This window comes from Bradyrhizobium sp. CCGUVB14, from assembly GCF_024199935.1.
Taxonomy (GTDB): domain Bacteria; phylum Pseudomonadota; class Alphaproteobacteria; order Rhizobiales; family Xanthobacteraceae; genus Bradyrhizobium.
This window is the reverse complement of sequence record NZ_JANADS010000001.1, coordinates 38,043-54,656: the sequence shown is the minus strand read 5'-3', so window position 1 is coordinate 54,656 and position 16,614 is coordinate 38,043. Positions and strand designations below refer to the sequence as shown.

Annotated in this window: 17 protein-coding genes; 2 read left to right on the top strand and 15 right to left on the bottom strand. The window is 64.9% G+C overall.

Annotated features, from left to right (window positions below; all coding sequences use genetic code 11):
• Window position 1: 1 nt before the first annotated feature.
• Window positions 2–763 (bottom strand): ribosome maturation factor RimP, encoded by a 762-nt coding sequence (gene rimP, locus NLM32_RS00235; RefSeq protein WP_254127147.1) that lies wholly within the window; start codon window positions 761–763, stop codon window positions 2–4.
• Window positions 764–1,155: 392 nt separating this feature from the next.
• Between rimP and NLM32_RS00230 the strand changes: the two genes are divergently transcribed.
• Window positions 1,156–2,238: a DUF2336 domain-containing protein gene (locus NLM32_RS00230; RefSeq protein ID WP_254127145.1), complete on the top strand. Its 1,083-nt coding sequence runs from the start codon at window positions 1,156–1,158 to the stop codon at window positions 2,236–2,238.
• On the opposite strand, the gene trmB is transcribed toward NLM32_RS00230, so the two are convergent.
• From trmB to tsaB, 12 genes are all read right to left on the bottom strand, one after another.
• Window positions 2,235–2,945, bottom strand: coding sequence for a tRNA (guanosine(46)-N7)-methyltransferase TrmB (gene trmB, locus NLM32_RS00225; RefSeq protein ID WP_254127143.1), 711 nt, complete (start codon window positions 2,943–2,945; stop codon window positions 2,235–2,237). The two genes, NLM32_RS00230 and trmB, sit on opposite strands and share 4 nt — an antisense overlap.
• Complete coding sequence (locus NLM32_RS00220; RefSeq protein ID WP_254127141.1) at window positions 2,942–4,099, bottom strand: M20 family metallopeptidase; 1,158 nt, start codon at window positions 4,097–4,099, stop codon at window positions 2,942–2,944. Before NLM32_RS00220 ends, trmB begins: the two co-directional genes overlap by 4 nt.
• Before the next feature lie 85 nt (window positions 4,100–4,184).
• Window positions 4,185–4,598: a helix-turn-helix domain-containing protein gene (locus tag NLM32_RS00215; protein ID WP_057746952.1), complete on the bottom strand. Its 414-nt coding sequence runs from the start codon at window positions 4,596–4,598 to the stop codon at window positions 4,185–4,187.
• A gap of 231 nt (window positions 4,599–4,829) precedes the next feature.
• Window positions 4,830–6,443 carry an apolipoprotein N-acyltransferase gene (gene lnt / locus NLM32_RS00210; protein ID WP_254127133.1) on the bottom strand — a complete coding sequence of 538 codons (1,614 nt, stop codon included), beginning with the start codon at window positions 6,441–6,443 and terminating at the stop codon, window positions 4,830–4,832.
• Window positions 6,440–7,558, bottom strand: coding sequence for a hemolysin family protein (locus NLM32_RS00205; RefSeq protein ID WP_254127132.1), 1,119 nt, complete (start codon window positions 7,556–7,558; stop codon window positions 6,440–6,442). Before NLM32_RS00205 ends, lnt begins: the two co-directional genes overlap by 4 nt.
• Window position 7,559: 1 nt before the next feature.
• Window positions 7,560–8,048: an rRNA maturation RNase YbeY gene (gene ybeY / locus NLM32_RS00200; protein WP_254127131.1), complete on the bottom strand. Its 489-nt coding sequence runs from the start codon at window positions 8,046–8,048 to the stop codon at window positions 7,560–7,562.
• Between the two features lie 82 nt (window positions 8,049–8,130).
• A complete protein-coding gene (locus NLM32_RS00195) occupies window positions 8,131–9,126 on the bottom strand; it encodes a PhoH family protein (RefSeq protein WP_254127130.1) in 996 nt (331 codons plus the stop codon).
• Between the two features lie 64 nt (window positions 9,127–9,190).
• Window positions 9,191–10,588 carry a tRNA (N6-isopentenyl adenosine(37)-C2)-methylthiotransferase MiaB gene (gene miaB, locus NLM32_RS00190; RefSeq protein ID WP_254127129.1) on the bottom strand — a complete coding sequence of 466 codons (1,398 nt, stop codon included), beginning with the start codon at window positions 10,586–10,588 and terminating at the stop codon, window positions 9,191–9,193.
• A gap of 138 nt (window positions 10,589–10,726) precedes the next feature.
• Complete coding sequence (locus NLM32_RS00185; protein WP_254127128.1) at window positions 10,727–11,407, bottom strand: HAD family hydrolase; 681 nt, start codon at window positions 11,405–11,407, stop codon at window positions 10,727–10,729.
• 5 nt (window positions 11,408–11,412) lie between these two features.
• A complete protein-coding gene (locus NLM32_RS00180) occupies window positions 11,413–11,868 on the bottom strand; it encodes a Fur family transcriptional regulator (RefSeq protein WP_057746941.1) in 456 nt (151 codons plus the stop codon).
• A gap of 38 nt (window positions 11,869–11,906) precedes the next feature.
• Window positions 11,907–12,392: a ribosomal protein S18-alanine N-acetyltransferase gene (gene rimI, locus NLM32_RS00175; protein WP_254127127.1), complete on the bottom strand. Its 486-nt coding sequence runs from the start codon at window positions 12,390–12,392 to the stop codon at window positions 11,907–11,909.
• Complete coding sequence (gene tsaB, locus NLM32_RS00170) at window positions 12,389–13,084, bottom strand: tRNA (adenosine(37)-N6)-threonylcarbamoyltransferase complex dimerization subunit type 1 TsaB (RefSeq protein ID WP_254127126.1); 696 nt, start codon at window positions 13,082–13,084, stop codon at window positions 12,389–12,391. The genes rimI and tsaB overlap by 4 nt, the downstream gene beginning before the upstream one ends.
• Window positions 13,085–13,390: 306 nt before the next feature.
• Here tsaB and NLM32_RS00165 point away from each other — a divergent pair, with 306 nt between their 5' ends.
• Window positions 13,391–15,076 carry a PAS domain-containing methyl-accepting chemotaxis protein gene (locus NLM32_RS00165; protein WP_254127125.1) on the top strand — a complete coding sequence of 562 codons (1,686 nt, stop codon included), beginning with the start codon at window positions 13,391–13,393 and terminating at the stop codon, window positions 15,074–15,076.
• Between the two features lie 104 nt (window positions 15,077–15,180).
• On the opposite strand, the gene NLM32_RS00160 is transcribed toward NLM32_RS00165, so the two are convergent.
• Both NLM32_RS00160 and NLM32_RS00155 read right to left on the bottom strand, forming a co-directional pair.
• Window positions 15,181–15,747: a NifU family protein gene (locus NLM32_RS00160; protein WP_254127124.1), complete on the bottom strand. Its 567-nt coding sequence runs from the start codon at window positions 15,745–15,747 to the stop codon at window positions 15,181–15,183.
• 302 nt (window positions 15,748–16,049) lie between these two features.
• Window positions 16,050–16,544, bottom strand: coding sequence for a universal stress protein (locus tag NLM32_RS00155; RefSeq protein WP_254127117.1), 495 nt, complete (start codon window positions 16,542–16,544; stop codon window positions 16,050–16,052).
• Window positions 16,545–16,614: the final 70 nt, after the last annotated feature.

Sequence of the window (16,614 nt, the reverse complement as noted above, 5' to 3'; positions counted from 1 at the left end):
GCTAATCTCCTTCGTCAGGCTCGATCTCGCCGCGTCGCGCGCGTTCGGCGGCAAGGCGATGTTTCTTGGTATTGGTCGGGGCCGGCTTCTTTTGCTTTTGCGGCTTGGTGTTCTTGGTGGTTTTTTCGCTGATTTTCGCGTGCGCCGGCTGCGGCGGCTCAATGCCGAGATCCCTGCGCATCTGGCGCTCCTCGGCCTTGCCGCGGCGCATGGATTCAGCGATCAGCTCATCGGTCAGCACCAACCGTGCCTCGCCGATATCTTCCATCGTCAGGAGCACGTCGGCATCGTCGCTTGCCTTGGCGTCGTCGCGATGCAGGTGCACGCGGTCGCCTTCGACGGCACCGAGGGTGCCACGGAACCGCTTGCGCCCCTCATGGGCGACCGCCATGTCGATCTTCACCAGATGGCCGGAATAGCGCTCGAAATCGGAGCGGCGCACCAGCGGACGGTCGATCCCCGGCGAGGAGATTTCCAGCCGATAGGCGCGATCGATGGGGTCGGCGACGTCAAGCACCGGCGACAGGGCGCGCGAGATCGCCTCGCAATCCTCGAGCTGCATCGAGCCGTCCGGCCGCTCGGCCATGATCTGCACGGTGCAGCCGGCTTCGCCGGAAATGCGGATCCGCACCAGGCGATAACCCATGCCCTCGAGCACGGGAGCGGCGACCGCAGACACCCGCGCCGCCGCGCCCGGCTCGACCACGAGCCTCGGCTCGGCAAGCAACTCGGCATCGGTGGAACCAGTGTTCGGTTCGGTCATAGCAGGGGTCAAGGCGCTCGATAGTCTCGATGGTTAAGGCTTGGTTAAAACGTCAAAGCCCGCTTCGGAACTTTCCCGACACTCCGTCGGGCCGCATCTTCCGCCAAGCCGCGTTCAGGTAATAAAAAAGAGCGGGTCCTTTCGGGCCCACTCTCACTACGCGGATCGTATGAGAAGATGAATTGGCGCTCATATAGCCCGTTCCGCCTGCCCGGACAAGGCCCATCGCAGCCGGATGCGGGCTTTTTGCGTCCCGGCGGGCCCCCCTGGGAGCGCCGACAGGCGCCCCAAAGAGCAACGCTTCTTTCATGAAGCGGGCCTAAATTTCCCGGTTGTGGGGCGGCTTGAGCCTATGGCGCGCCCACGGCGTGCCAGATTTCGAGTTGCGTTTCATGACCGTTGCCACGTCGCTCATTCCCGGACTGGACGATATCGTCAAACGCGGCGATCCCCGGCGTCGTGGCGAGATCGCAAACGCCATCGCCGCGCTGTTCTTTCAGGACGCCTCGAGACTCCGTCCCGAGCTCATCGATCTCTTCGACAATCTCCTGATCGATCTCGTCCCGCATGCGGAGCTCGCCTCGCGCGTCGATCTCGCCGAGCGCTTCTCGCGGCTGGACAACGCGCCGCGTCATCTGGTCGGCCAGCTCGCGCGTGAAAATGAAATCCTGGTGGCGGCCCCGGTGCTGCGCCGGTCTCCGGTGCTCGATGAAGCCGCGCTCGTCGAGATCGCCCGGCTCAAGGGCCAGGGCCATCTCCTGGCGATGACGGAGCGGCCGACCCTGTCCGCCGAGATCACCGACGTGCTGGTCGAGCGCGGCGATCGCGACGTGGTGCGTCGTGCCGCCGGCAACGCCGGCGCGATCTTCTCCCCCGGCGGCTATTCGGAATTGATCAAGCGCGCGAGCCAGGATGGCGTGCTGACGCTCAAGATCGGCCAGCGCGAAGATCTCTCCGGCGAGCATCTCAAGGAACTCCTCGACGGCACGCTCGACGTCATTCGTCGTCGCCTGTCCAGCGTGGTCAATCCGGCGCGCCAAGTCGAGATCAAGCGCGCCATGGCTTCGATCGAGGAAGCCGCGCTGCCACCCGGCCCGCGGCGCGATTTCTCCGCCGCGCAACGCACGGTGCTTGGCCTGCATCGCGGCGGCCATCTCGGCGAAAGCGCGCTGCTCGGTTTTGCCAAGGCGCACAAATACGAGGAATCGGTCGCCACGCTCTCGGCGATGGCCGGCGTCAGGCTTTCGATGCTCGATCGCCTGATCGCGGGCGACCGCTACGATCCGATCCTGATCCTCGGCCGTGTCCTGAATCTCGGCTGGCCCACGGTGCGCGCGCTGATCCTGATGTGGTACGGGCCGCATCGCATGCCGGCCGATGCCGATCTCGAGCAGGCGCGCACGAATTTCACCCGCCTGATGCCGGCGACCGCCGAGCGCGTCGTGAATTTCTGGCGCAACCGCCGAACGATCTAGCTTCTGCGAAATCGCAAATACGCAGCCTTGCGTCCCTCGCGCGCGGCCTTCCTGCCGTAGCGCGTCATGGTGTAGCCTTCCCAGGGCTGACGGAAATCATCGGCGCGTTCCGCAAGCCACTGAAAGTCCGGCGCGCGCGCAAGATGCGACAGCGTCCAGGCGCAGTAATCGTCGATGTCGCAAACGAAACGGAATTCACCGCCCGACTTCAGCACGCGTGCCATTGCGACGATCGTGCGGTCCTGAACGAAGCGCCGCTTCCAGTGCCGCCGCTTCGGCCAGGGATCGGGGTGGATCAGATCGATCCGCGACAGCGAGGCGTCCGGCAGCCAGGCCAGCAGCTCGGCGGCATCGCCGGCGAACAGGCGGATGTTGGCGATGTTGGCGGCCTCGATCTGCGCGAGGATCTTGGCCATGCCGTTGACATAGGGCTCGCAGCCGATGAAGCCGGTCGTCGCGAAGTTCTGCGCTTCCGCGGCGAGATGTTCGCCGCCGCCGAAGCCGATCTCGAGCCGTAAATCTTCGGCCGCGGGATCGAAGATCTCGGCGGCGTTCGCCGGCCTCTCCGTCGTGATGTCGAGCGAAAGGTGCGGCAGCAGATGATCGACCAGCTCGGCCTGGTGCTGCCTGAGCTTGTGGCCCTTGCGCCGTCCGAAGAATGCGCGCTCGTCGTTCGCGCGATCGGGGTCTGATTTGCGTTCGCTCATCGCAGTGTCTGGTACAGGCGATGCAGCAGCCGCGCGCGCGGCTCGAGCGAGGAGACGTAGAGCTGCTCATAATGGGTGTGCGCGCCCTTGCCGTCGACGCCGAGCCCGTCGAGCGTGCCGGTATGCGGCGCGGTGAAATTGCCGTCCGAACCGCCGCCGGTGTGGGTGTCGATCAGCTCGAAGCCGAGCTCCGCGGCGAGCGTCCTGGCGTGCTCGTACAGTGAGGCGCCCGCATTGCCCTTCTCGTAAGGAGGACGGTTGAGCTCGCCGGTGACGGTGACGGTCACGCCGTCGGTCTTCGATGTCAGTCCGAGGATCTTGCCGACGAATTCGTCGGCATCGTTGGAGCTCGGCACGCGCAGATCGACTTCGGCATAGGCCTCTTCCGGCGTGACGTTGGGCCGCGTGCCGCCGCGCACCACGCCGACATTGACGGTGACGCCGCGCTTCAGATCGTTCATCGCTTCCAGCGTCTGGATGACGTTGGCGAGCTCGCGCACCGCGCTGCGGCCGTCTTCGGGCCGCGAGCCGGCATGGGCGGGCACTCCCTTGATGTAAACCTTGAATCGCCCGACGCCCTTGCGTCCGGTGACGATCTTGCCGCCGTCGCGCGCCGGCTCCGTCACCAGCACGTATTTGGCCTTGCGCCCTTCGGCCTCGATGAGCGCGCGCGAGGTCGGGCTGCCGATCTCCTCGTCGGCGGTGAACATGTGGGTGATGCCGAGCGGCGGACGGTCGGGCTTTGCGCAAAGCTCGCGAAAGGCGTGATAGGCGATGTAGGCGCCGCCCTTCATGTCGTAGATGCCGGGACCGAACGCGCTGTCGCCGTCGACCTTGAACGGCAGACGTTCGATGAAGCCCATGGGATGAACGGTATCGAGATGGCTGAGCACCAGGATACCGGGCCGGTCCTGGCCCCAGGTCGAACGCACCACGAGATGATCGCCGCAGCCATCGACGCCGGCGACGCGTTCGAGCGTGACGGGCAGGTCGCGGTAATGATCGGCAACCACGGAGACCAGCCGGTTGACCTGGTCAGGCACTTCCGTCGGCGTCTCGATCTCCACCCAGCGGCGGATACCTGCGAGAATAGTTTGGGAATCGAACGAGTTGGAGTTCGCCATGAACGTATCTGTGCCTTCGAATCGCATCATCTTGGCGGAGGCAACACAAGGCGCACCCGCAAATGACGACATAGGCCAGATTTGGCGCAGTCTCAAATCGGAATGAGTTGGCGCCTTAGCGCTTGTCCGGACCTTCGCGGGCGGCGATCTGCTCGACGAGATCGACGATCGAACGGCGCAGCTTCGAATCGGTGATTCGGGTGAACGCCTTGGTCAGCGCGAGACCTTCGGAGGTCGCGAGGAAGTCGGAGACATAAGAGGGCGATGCACCTTCCGCGAAGCCGTCGGGGCCGGCGACGCCGCTCGGTCCGCCCTCGAACAGGAACGACACCGGCACCTGCAGAATCTCGGCGATCTGCTGGATTCGGCTTGCGCCGACGCGGTTCGTGCCCTTCTCGTACTTCTGAATCTGCTGGAAAGTCAGGCCCAAAGCTTCACCGAGCTTTTCCTGACTCATGCCCAACATGATGCGGCGCATGCGCACGCGACTGCCGACATATTTGTCAACAGGGTTGGGCGCTTTCGACATTTCCTCAGCCCTCCAAACACCACCGTCGGCGCAATGATTGTATTGCCTCAGGTGACAGCGACGTCAAAACTTCACCCTGATTGGGGAAACATTGCGGAGAAATTTAGCAATGCACCGCTGTCTTGTGCAGCCGGTGCAGAATGGGGAGCCCGCGTGCAGTCTGTCAACCGTGGGACTGCGGTTGTCAAAAGTTTCCGGCCGCCTCGCCGGAAACCGCTAGCGACCGCGCGATCAGGGGTGCCGTTTGGCAACACGCCGTCGCACCGCCAAAATCACAGCCAGCGCGACGAGCATGGCTGCGGGGATGTCACCGACTCTCGCATAGATGGTGGGCGGGATTGCGGTCGGCAGGCTTGCATCCAAAATGCCTTCGATGCCGAGACCGAGGCTGGCCACCGTGCGTCCCACCGGATCGACCACGGCCGAGATGCCGGTATTGGCGGAGCGGACCAGCGGCAGTCCGAGCTCGATGGCGCGCATCCGCGCCTGCTCCAGATGTTGGTACGGACCGGTCGAGATGCCGAACCAGCCGTCGTTGGTGAGGTTCACCATCCAGCCCGGGCGCTCGTCGCGCGTGCCGACCTCGCCGGGAAAAATCGCCTCGTAGCAGATCGACGGCAGCGCGGAGGGTGCCCCCGGTATCGGCAGCACGTGGCGCACCGTGCCGGGAATGAAGCCGCCGCGCATCCGCGTCAGTTGCTCGAAGCCGAGCTTCTCCATCAAACCCTGGTAGGGAAGGAATTCGCCGAACGGAACGAGGTGCAGCTTGTCGTAGACCGCGAGCACGCTGCCGTCGTGATCGATCACGTAGATCGAATTGTAGGCCCGCGTGATCGGCGTGCCCGGCGGCACATCGGGGGCGCGAACCGATCCGGTGATCAGCACCGTGCCCTTGGGCAGCAGCTCGGCGATCTCAGCCATCGCGTCGGCTTCGCGGGTCAGGAAGAACGGAAAGGCGGATTCCGGCCAGATCAGAATCGTGGCCGCGCTCACGCCGGTTGATTGCGGTCCGGAGGCGCGGTCCGACAGCGCGAGATATTTCTTCATGACCTCCGCCTTGGCGGAGTAGTTGAACTTCAGGTCCTGCTGCAGGTTCGGCTGCATCAGGCGCAATTTGGTACCCGCAACCATCGTGGTCGGATGCAGCGCCATGCGGATGGTGCCGAAGATTCCCATCACGACCAGCAGCGCAACGGCCGCCGCCGGCACGCGCCAGGCGAGGCGACGATCGCGTGTGCGGTCGATCAGCACCGCAGGGCTCGCGAAGATCGCAACCGTGAGGAACGTCATGCCCCACTGGCCGATCAGCGAGGCGGTCTGCGCCAGCGCCAGCGGCTCCGACAGCGCATAACCGAACGCGTTCCAGGGGAAGCCCGTGAGCACGTGCCCGCGCAACCATTCGCCGACGGTGAGGCTTGCCGCGAGCGCGAGAATGCGGGTGGCATCCTTGGTCCAGAGCAGGCGCGCCAGCGCGAAGCCGATCGCGGTGAAAATGGAGAGATAGGCCGGCAGGCCCAGCACGGCGAACGGCGTCAGCCAGGCGAACACATCGGCGTCGACGAAGAAGGCGATGCCGATCCAGTAGAGGCCGGGGACGAAATAGCCGAGCCCGAACCAGTAGCCGGTCAGCGCGGCAGCGGGGACGCCGCCATATCGCCCGGCCCCGGCGCCATCGATCAGCCAGACCATCACGGGAAAGGTGATGAACAGCACCGGAAAGAAATTGAACGGGGCCAGCGCCAGCACCGACAGCGCACCGCACGCCATGGCCAACAGCGCGCGCTTCCATCCCCAGGTCAGGATGATGGCAAGCGCAATCTGTCGAAGTCGTTGGAATGCCGTCACTGCGGGCCGGTCCCGTCGGCTGGCGGCGGGGTCGGCGTGTCGCTGGCCGGCGGCTGGCCGCTCTCGGGCGCGGCCTCGCGGCGGCGGCTCTCGCGCTGGGTGCGGGGCGCGGGGCGTTCCTTCCGCGTCGAGATGCGCAGCCGCTTGACGCGGCGCGGATCGGCATCGAGCACCTCGACCTCGTAATGGCCCGGGCCCGAGATCACCTCGCCGCGCACCGGCAGGCGCCCGACGAAGCTGACGAGGTAGCCGCCGAGCGTCTCGACTTCCTCGCCGGCCTCGCCGGTGACGAAGTCCTCGCCGATCACGGTGCGCACGTCGTCGAGGCTGGCGCGGGCATCGGCGATGAAGGCGTTGTCGGGCAGCCGCACGATCGACGGCGGCTCGTCGCTGTCATGCTCGTCGTCGATTTCGCCGACGATCTGCTCGACGATGTCCTCGAGCGACACCAGCCCGTCGCTGCCGCCATATTCGTCGACGACCAGCGCCAGGTGAACGCGCGTCGCCTGCATCTGCGCGAGCAGGTCGATCGCCCGCATCGACGGCGGCACATAGAGCAGCTTGCGGATGATGCGCGCGTCGTGCAGGGGCAGTGCGAGATCGACGGCGCGCAAATCGAGCCCGGCCGGCAGCGGCTTCTTGCGCTTGGTCTTGGTGGCCTCCGACACCCGCGCACGCACGGTCATGAAGGCGAGCAGGTCGCGGATGTGGACGATGCCGACGGGGTCGTCGAGCGTCTCGTTGTAGACCACGAGGCGCGAGTGGCCGGCGCTCTCGAAGCGGTCCATCAATTCGCCGAGCGGGATGTCGCGCTTCACCGCGATGATGTCGGCACGATGCACCATGACGTCGGCGATGCGGCGCTCGTGCAGGCCGAGGATGTTGCGCAGCATGGTGCGCTCGACCGCGGAGAAGCCGGTGTCGTCGGGCGTGGTCGCATCGAGCACGACCTGGAGATCGTCGCGCACCGATCCGGCCTTCCAGCCGAACAGCGTGCGGATGGCGCGCAGCAGCCAGCCGTCCGCCGTCGGACGCAGCACCTCGCCGGGCGCGACCACGGCCGGCAGATTGGCCGTGTTGCGCGGATTGTCGTGAGTAGGCTCTGAATCCGGCATCTCAGTGCGTCCCCGCGCGGTCTGCATAGGGATCGGGGATGCCGAGGTGAGCCAGGATCTCGGTTTCGAGCGCTTCCATCTCTTCAGCGTCGTCGTCGTTCTCGTGATCGTAGCCGATCAGATGCAGGAAACCATGCACCGCGAGATGGCTCAAATGATGATCGAACGGCTTGTGTTCCTCGTCCGCCTCGCGCCGCATGGTCTCGTAGGCGATCGCGATGTCGCCGAGCATGCGCGGCGCATCGCCCGGCTTCCATTCGCCCTCCGGCTGGAGCGCGGGGAATGACAGCACGTTGGTCGGCTTGTCCATGCCGCGCCAGTTGCTGTTCAGCGTGCGGATGCCGGCATCATCGGTCAGCATCACAGCCACTTCCGCGTCGGCAACGTCTTCGTCGACGGATTCGGCGGCGGCCGCAACGGCGCGCTGGATCACGGCTTCGGCGTCAGGCTCGCTTTGCCAGCAATCGGCGACGACGAGGACCTCGGTCATGGGAAGATTGGGATGTGACATTGTCTTTGTTCGGAACGAAAGGGCGCTTCGTCCGCGCCCGTCGGGTCCGGCTGTTGTCCCGTCAGGATTTACCGGCGGCCGGCCGCTGCGGCTGCCCTTCATAGGCAGAGACGATCCGCGCCACGAGCTCGTGGCGGATCACGTCCTCGGCTTTGAAATGAACTTGCGCAATGCCTTCGACGCCATCGAGCAGGCGCGTCGCCTCGGCCAGACCCGAGGTCTGGCCGTTCGGCAAATCGATCTGCGAGGGATCGCCTGTCACGATCATGCGGCTGTTCTCGCCAAGACGGGTCAGGAACATCTTCATCTGCATCGACGTCGTGTTCTGCGCCTCGTCGAGGATGATCGCGGCGTTGGTCAGCGTGCGGCCGCGCATGAAGGCGAGCGGCGCGATCTCGATCTCGCCGGTCTGCAGTGCGCGCTCGACGATGCGCGCATCCATCAGGTCATAAAGCGCGTCGTAGATCGGGCGCAGATAGGGATCGACCTTCTCGCGGAGGTCGCCGGGCAGGAAGCCGAGCCGCTCGCCGGCTTCGACCGCCGGACGCGACAGGATGATCTTGTCGACCTCCTTGCGCTCGAACAATTGCGCGGCATGGGCGACCGCGAGCCAGGTCTTGCCGGTGCCGGCGGGGCCGATGCCGAACACGAGCTCATGGCGCTTCAGCGCGCGGATGTAGGAGTCCTGCGCGGCCGTGCGTGCGCGCACCGGGCGTTTGCGCAGATTGATGCTGTCGAAGGCCGACTTCGCCGACTTGGCGTCGAACTCGAACAGGGAGCCCTGGGCGATGACGGCGCGGATCGCGCCTTCGACCTCGCCCTGGTCGACATCCTGTCCCTTCACGGCGTGCGCGTAGAGCGTCTCCAGCACGCGACGCGCCGCGTCGCAGCCGTCGCGGGTGCCGCCGATGGTGATGTGATTGCCCTTGGAGTCCACCACGACGCCGAGCCGCCGTTCGATCTGCGCCAGGTTCTGGCCATAGGGGCCGACCAGCGCGGATGCGGCGCGGTTGTCGTCGAAGTCTATGACGACCTGGGTCTCGGGCGGAACTTGCATGTCGCGGTCAAATTTGCGGCTGGGAGCGATAGAAGACGAATCCGATGCGCTTTTGGGCAAGGGTTCAGGCTCCGGTGGCGATGGATGATAAAGCGGGCTCGCGCGCACTGCGTGGCGTCGCGAGCTCACCGAGGAAACTGTAGCGCTCGAGGCTGTCGATCCGCACCGGAAGGATCTGTCCGATGATGTCGGGCGAGGCCATTACATGAGCAGGCTGAAGGAAGGCGGTGCGGCCGACGATCTGGCCGTCCTTGCGCGCCGGACGTTCGAACAGCACGTCGACCGTTGAGCCAATCGCAGCCTTGTTGAAGGCCGATTGCTGGCTGTCGATCAATTCCTGGAGCCGCTCCAATCGCTGGTCCATCTCGGCGGGGGACACCGTCTCCTGCATATCCGCGGCCGGCGTTCCCGGCCGGGCGGAGTATTTGAACGAATATGCTGCAGCGTAGCCGATTTGCGTGACAAGCGCGAGTGTGGCGAGAAAATCTTGCTCGCTCTCGCCGGGGAAGCCGACGATAAAATCTGATGAAAAAGCAATGTCTTGGCGCGCCGACCGGAAACGGTCGATGACTCGCCGATAATCATCGGCGGTATGTTTCCGGTTCATGGCGGCCAGGATCCGGTCCGAGCCCGACTGCACCGGCAGGTGCACGAACGGCATCAGCGCATCGAGATCGCGATGGGCCGCAATCAGGCCGTCGTCGACGTCGCGGGGGTGGCTGGTCGAGTAGCGCAACCGCGCGACGCCGGGAATCTGCGCCAGGCGCTCCAGCAATCGGCCGAGTCCCCAGCTTTTCCCGTCCGGTCCGTCGCCGTGATAGGCGTTGACGTTCTGGCCGATCAGCGTGAGCTCGCGCACGCCGTTGTCGGCGAGGCGCTTCACGTCGTCGACGATCTTCGTCACGGGGCGCGAGACTTCCGAGCCCCGCGTGTAGGGCACGACACAGAACGTGCAAAACTTGTCGCAGCCTTCCTGCACCGTGACGAAAGCGGAAATGCCGCGTGCGCGAATCGCATCGGGCCTGGGCTGGGCGAGGAAGCCGAATTTGTCGGCCGCCGGAAACTCGGTCTCGATCGCGCGGCCTTCATGACCGGCGCGCTTCAACAGCTCGGGCAAATGATGATAGCTCTGCGGACCGACCACGACGTCGACCGTGGGCGCGCGACGCACGATCTCCTCGCCTTCAGCCTGCGCGACGCAGCCTGCCACCGCGATCTGCATGGCGCGGCCCTCGCGCGCGGCCTCGTCCTTGGCGACGCGCAACCGGCCGAGCTCGGAATAGACCTTTTCGGAGGCCTTCTCGCGGATGTGGCAGGTGTTGAGGATGACGAGGTCGGCGTCCTCGGCGTTGGCCGTCTCCACGAATCCTTCCGGAGCCAGCGTGTCCACCATGCGCTGGGCATCGTAGACGTTCATCTGGCAACCATATGATTTGATGTGCAGCTTGCGCGGCGGCGTCATGGAACCCGGAATTGAGGTGGAGGACGGCCCTCAAATATAGGCTGAGGGGCTGAAAATCCAGCGATTGGGGGCCGAAAAGCAGCGTTCCTGGGGGCGAGGCAGCCGCAAAGGGCGGAATCGAGAGGTTTGGTGCCGGATTCAGCCCGTCAGGGCGTCGGCTGCGACCCGCCGGACCAGCTCAGGCAATTGATGCATGTCCGAGAAGGTCAGGTCGGCACCGGCCTGGCGCAGGGTCTCGGCATGGCCGGCCCCGCAATGGCTACCACCGTAAAAGCCGAATACTTTCATTCCGGCCGCGCGCGCGCCGGCGATGCCGGCAAGGCTGTCCTCGATCACGACACAGCGCTCGGGCGGCACGCCCATTTCCTTCGCAGCAAACAGGAACAGGTCCGGTGCGGGCTTGCCGTTTGTCACTTGCGAGGACGAGAAGATGTTCGGCGCGAGGCGTTCATAGAGCCCCGTGCTTCCGAGGCTCACTTGCATGCGCGGATGCGTGCCGCTCGAGGCAACGCAGACACGTTGCGTCACGACGTCGAGCACGTCGTGGATGCCGCGGATCGCTTCGAGGTCGGCTTCGAATGCGCGAAACAGCTCGTCCTGCAGCTCGTCGTGATAGGCCTCGGGCAGCTTGCGGCCGAGCTCGGTCTCGATCTCGAGATTGGCCTGTTTCGTGGCGCGGCCGAGGAAGCGCGCGGACACTTGCTCCGCCGTGATCGGATAGCCGTGCCGGGTCAGCACATTCGCATGCGCGCGACAGGAGATTACCTCGCTGTCCACGAGCACGCCGTCGCAATCGAAGATGATGAGGTCTATCGCCACGAGACTTAAGACGTCGGCTTGTCGTCGTCGAGCGGAACGCAATAGAGCTCGAGCCGGTGATCGACCAGCTTGTAGCCGAGCTTGCGGGCGATCTCCGCCTGAAGCTTCTCGATCTCCTCGGAGGTGAACTCGATCACCTTGCCGTCGCGCAGATTGATGAGGTGGTCGTGATGGCTGTCGCGCATCGTCTCGTAGCGCGCGCGGCCCTCGCGGAAATCGTGACGCTCGATGATGCCGGCATCCTCGAACAATTTGACGGTGCGATAGACGGTCGAGATCGAGATCTTGTCGTCGACCGCGACACAGCGCCGATACAATTCCTCGACATCGGGGTGATCGACCGCTTCAGCAAGCACGCGCGCGATGACGCGGCGCTGCTCGGTCATGCGCATGCCGGTGGCGGCACAGCGCGCCTCGATGCCGGTCGCCTTGGATGCGGAAGAAGGTTTGAGTCCAGTCATATTGTGTCCGCCTGAGGGGGCGCTTTCTGCCATCAATATTACGACAAGTCACGCCGCATCAGAAGTGCGTTCAATTGTTCCCCGTTTGCCTGCTTATAGTAGCGTTCGCGGCGCCCGACCACCACGAATCCGCCTCCGTCATAGAGCCGCCGTGCCGGCTGATTGTTCTCCTCGACCTCCAGAAATATCGTGCGCACGCCTCGCCCCGCGAGGTGCCCGAGATGGGTCATCAGCAGCGTGCGGGAAAGGCCGCGGCCGCGATGGGACTGGTCGACCGCGACCGAGAGGATTTCGGCTTCGTCCGCGCCGATCCGCGACACCGCAAAGCCGATCGTCTTGCGACCGAGCCGCAAGCGGTGGACCAGGGTGTTGCGCTCGGTGAGCATGGTCTCGAACTCGTTTTCGCCCCAGCCGTGTGCGAAGGAGGCGCCGTGGAGCTGTGCCAGCCGTGCCGCGTCGCGCGCCGACGCGGGTTCGACGGCGGCGGTGCCGCCGCGCCACCATTCCGAAAACCAACTCATCATGACGTTGCGGCTTGAGCTGCGAACAGCGGCTGGGCCGCCGGCTTTGCATCGGGTGCCTTCAGATAAAACGGTCGCGCCGGATTGGTGTCGGGATTTGCCGCAGCGCCGAGCCAGGCGACCCAGCTGATGTCAGGCGCGGGCTGCGCGTCGACCGAAACAGGTTGTGGCGCATCCTGCGGCCAGCGCTCGGCGAGAATCCTTGCGGCATTGCCGACCAGATGCGGCGCGCCGAATTGCGAGGCCGCGATCGCCTCGTCGATGGAAGCGACGGCCGGCGGTACCAGCAGACTGCCGTCGCCGGCGACGATCTGGAAATAGACGTGATCATGCCGCGCATCGACTGCCGAAATCACCGGCACCACGCCGCTCTGGCCGACAATGGCGGCCGCATAGGCCGAGAGGGTCGTGAGGCCAACGGCCGGCCGCTTGGCCGCGAGCGCAAGACCGCGGGCCGCCGAAATGCCGACGCGCAAGCCGGTAAAGCTGCCGGGGCCGACCGTAACCGCGATACGGTCGAGCGCCGTGAATGCGAGATCGGCCGACTGCATCACGCGCGCGATCATCGGCATCAGCGCCTCGGCATGGCCGCGCTTCATGAGCTGTTGCTCCTGCGCGAGGAGCTCGCCGGCGTCGGTGTCGAGAACGGCGGCCGCGCACGCCTCCAGCGCGGTATCGATGGCAAGGATCAGCATCGAATCAGCTTAGTCGGTCCCGCCGCGGTCGAACCAGTCCAAGTTTGATTTCTCGACAGGCGCACGATCATCCCCGTAATTCTACGTGTACGGGAGCTGGCAGGATTTTCGTGCCCCATTTTTGATGCGGGTGCATCGATTTGCAACCTCCCGGATAGCTAAGTATTTGAAATATTGCCATTTTAATCAATCATTAGCAAACCGGTGACACCGTCAACGAGCGGGAGAGCGAGTCAACGACGACTCGGACGGGGCGTTTCGGCAGATCAAGCCGCGCCCGTTTCGGTCATTTGGAAAGGTTCATTTATGTCTTTTTGGCGAAGCGGTTCTTCGGCTAGGGAGGCTTTGGCGCAGGTCATTGCACTTGGGAAGTCGCAAGCGGTCATCGAATTCAATCTCGACGGCACCATCCTCACGGCCAACCAGAATTTCCTCGACGCGATGGGCTACCGGCTCGACGAGATTGCGGGCAAGCACCACGGCATGTTCGTCGTGCCGGAAGAGCGCGGCAGCCCGGCCTATCGCGAGTTCTGGGTCCGCCTCGGCCGCGGCGAATATCAGTCCGCCGAATACAAGCGGCTCGGCAAGGGCGGCCGCGAGATCTGGATCCAGGCGTCCTACAATCCGATCATCGACGAGGCCGGCAAGCCGGTGAAGGTCGTCAAGTTCGCCACCGACATCACCGCGCGCAAGTTTCGCAGCCTCGAGGATGCCGGAAAGATCTCCGCGATCGGCCGGGCTCAGGCCGTGATCGAGTTCAATCTCGACGGCACCATCATCACCGCCAACGACAATTTCCTGGATACCGTCGGCTACCGGCTCGAGGAGATCCAGGGCCAACATCACAAGTTGTTCGTGGCCGCAGGCGAGCGCGACAGCGCGGCCTATCGGGAGTTCTGGGCAAGGCTTGGCCGCGGCGAATTCCAGGCCGGCGAATACAAGCGCTTCGGCAAGGGCGGCAAGGAGGTCTGGATCCTCGCGTCCTACAATCCGATCCTCGATGACGCCGGCAAGCCGTTCAAGGTGGTGAAGTTCGCCACCGACGTCAGTGCGCAGAAGCTGTCGAACGCGAATTTCGCCGGCCAGATCGAGGCGATCGGCAAGTCGCAGGCCGTGATCGAGTTCGACATGGACGGCAAGGTTTTGACCGCGAACGAAAACTTCCTCGGCGCGCTCGGCTATGGGCTCTCCGAGATCGTCGGCAAGCATCACAGCATGTTCGTGGACTCCAGCGAGCGCGACAGCGACGCCTATCGCGCCTTCTGGGCCAGGCTGAACGCCGGTGAATTCCAGTCCGGCGAATATCAGCGCGTCGGCAAGGGCGGCCGGCAGGTGTGGATCCAGGCCTCTTACAATCCGATCCGCGATCTCAACGGCAAGCCGTTCAAGGTCGTGAAATACGCCTCCGACACGACCGCGCAGGTGATCGCGCGCAAGCGCAGCGAGAAGGTGCGCGACATGATGGAATCGGTCGCCGCCGGGGCCGAGGAACTGAATGCCTCGGTGCGCGAGATCGCCGAAGCGATGACGCGTTCGCGCGAGACCGCGTCGACCGCGGTCGATCGGGTCGAGGCGGCGGATCAGCAGGCGCAGCGGCTGACGCAGGCGGCGGAGTCGATGAGCATGATCGTGCAGCTGATCGGCAACATCACCGGCCAGATCAATCTGCTGGCGCTCAATGCGACGATCGAATCCGCGCGTGCGGGCGAGGCCGGTCGTGGCTTCGCGGTGGTCGCATCCGAGGTGAAGAACCTCGCCAATCAGGCCAAGCAGGCGGCTGACCGGATCGAGCAGGAGATCGGCAATCTCAACGGCATCTCGGTCGACGTCGTCGGGGCGCTGGATGCGATCAAGAGCGCGATCCAGGGCGTCAGCGAATATGTCTCGTCAACGGCCGCCGCCGTCGAGGAGCAGAGCACGGTCACCCAGGAAATGTCGGCGAGCATGCGCAAGGCGGCCGAGGAAGCCGCGAGCATCGGGCAGGCGGCGTAGCGAGATCTCGTAGGGTGGGCAAAGCGAAGCGTGCCCACCACCTCTCGCCGCGAACGTATGGTGGGCACGGCGCTTCGCGCCTTTGCCCACCCTACGGCACCTTTTTACATCGGCCGGACTTCAACCACGTCGGGCACAAAATGCTTCAGCAGGTTCTGAATGCCGTGCTGGAGCGTCGCGGTCGATGACGGGCAGCCGGAGCAGGCGCCCTTCATGTTGAGATAGACGATACCGTCCTTGAAGCCGCGGAAGGTGATGTCGCCGCCGTCATTGGCGACCGCCGGACGCACGCGCGTCTCGATCAGGTCCTTGATCATGTCGACCGTCTCGGCGTCGGCCTCGTCGAAGAACTCGTCCTCGTCATCGAGATCGGCATCGGCTTGCACCGCGCCGTCGGCGAGCAGCGGCGCGCCGGACATGTAGTGTTCCATGATGGCGCCGAGGATCGCGGGCTTGAGCTGCTGCCATTCACCGTTCGCCTTGGTGACGGTGATGAAATCCGATCCGTAGAACACGCCGGTGACGCCGGGCACTTCGAACAGCTTTTCCGCGAGCGGCGAACGCGTGGCGGATTCGCGGCTCGCAAATTCCACCGGGCTGTCGGCTACGACACGGCCGGGAATGAACTTCAGCGTGGCGGGATTGGGGGTGGCTTCGGTTTGAATGAACATGGTTTTCTCCAGACGTCGCCGGTTCAAGGCCGGCGCGTGGGCTATCCACTAGCAGATGGCGACGCGGAACGCACGGTCAAGGGGAAATGGGATATTAGTTCAAGATTTTCAGAGGGTTGGGTTGCGTTTACCCTCCCCTGGAGGGGGAGGGTCGGCTCATGTTGAGCGAAGCGAGACATGAGACGGGGTGGGGTGACGGTCTATCCGCCTCGAACAGTGCCCGTGGGGAGAGATCACCCCACCCCGCTCGCGCTGCGCGCGATCGACCCTCCCCCTCCAGGGGAGGGTAAGAGGCGGCGTCGCTACGCCAGCGAATCCACGCTTCCGTCGCTCAGCGCGCCGGAAATGATGGTCACCGGCACCGGGAACGTGCCGAGCGCATGCGAGAGCAGCGCCACCCACGGTCCCGGCCCTTCCGCGCCCGGGCTGGCGGCGAGCACCAGCATGGCGATGTCAGGGTCTTCATCGATCACCGCGAGCAGCTGCTCCATCGCGGCGCCCTCGCGGATGAGCCGTTCCGGCGTGATCGCTGCAATGCCGTTGGCGCGGCCGGCGGCGCGGTCCAGTGCTGCTTCCGCCGCCTCATGCGCCTCGGCGCGCATGATGTCGGCGACACCCAGCCATTGCTGGTTCTGGTCCTCGATCTCGATGATGCGCAGCATCACCACGCCGCCGCCGGCACGGATCGCCCAGCGGCTGGCGTAATAGACCGCGCGATCCCATTCGGCGGTGTCGTCGACGATGACGAGGCATTTGGGCTTGTGACCCGGCTCGAAGCAAAGTCGCTTGCTGGTCATGCCTATCCCGGAGTGTGCACGGGGCGCATGCTGCCACACTCGCTCACGCTTGGGGAGAGGCGAAGCGGCC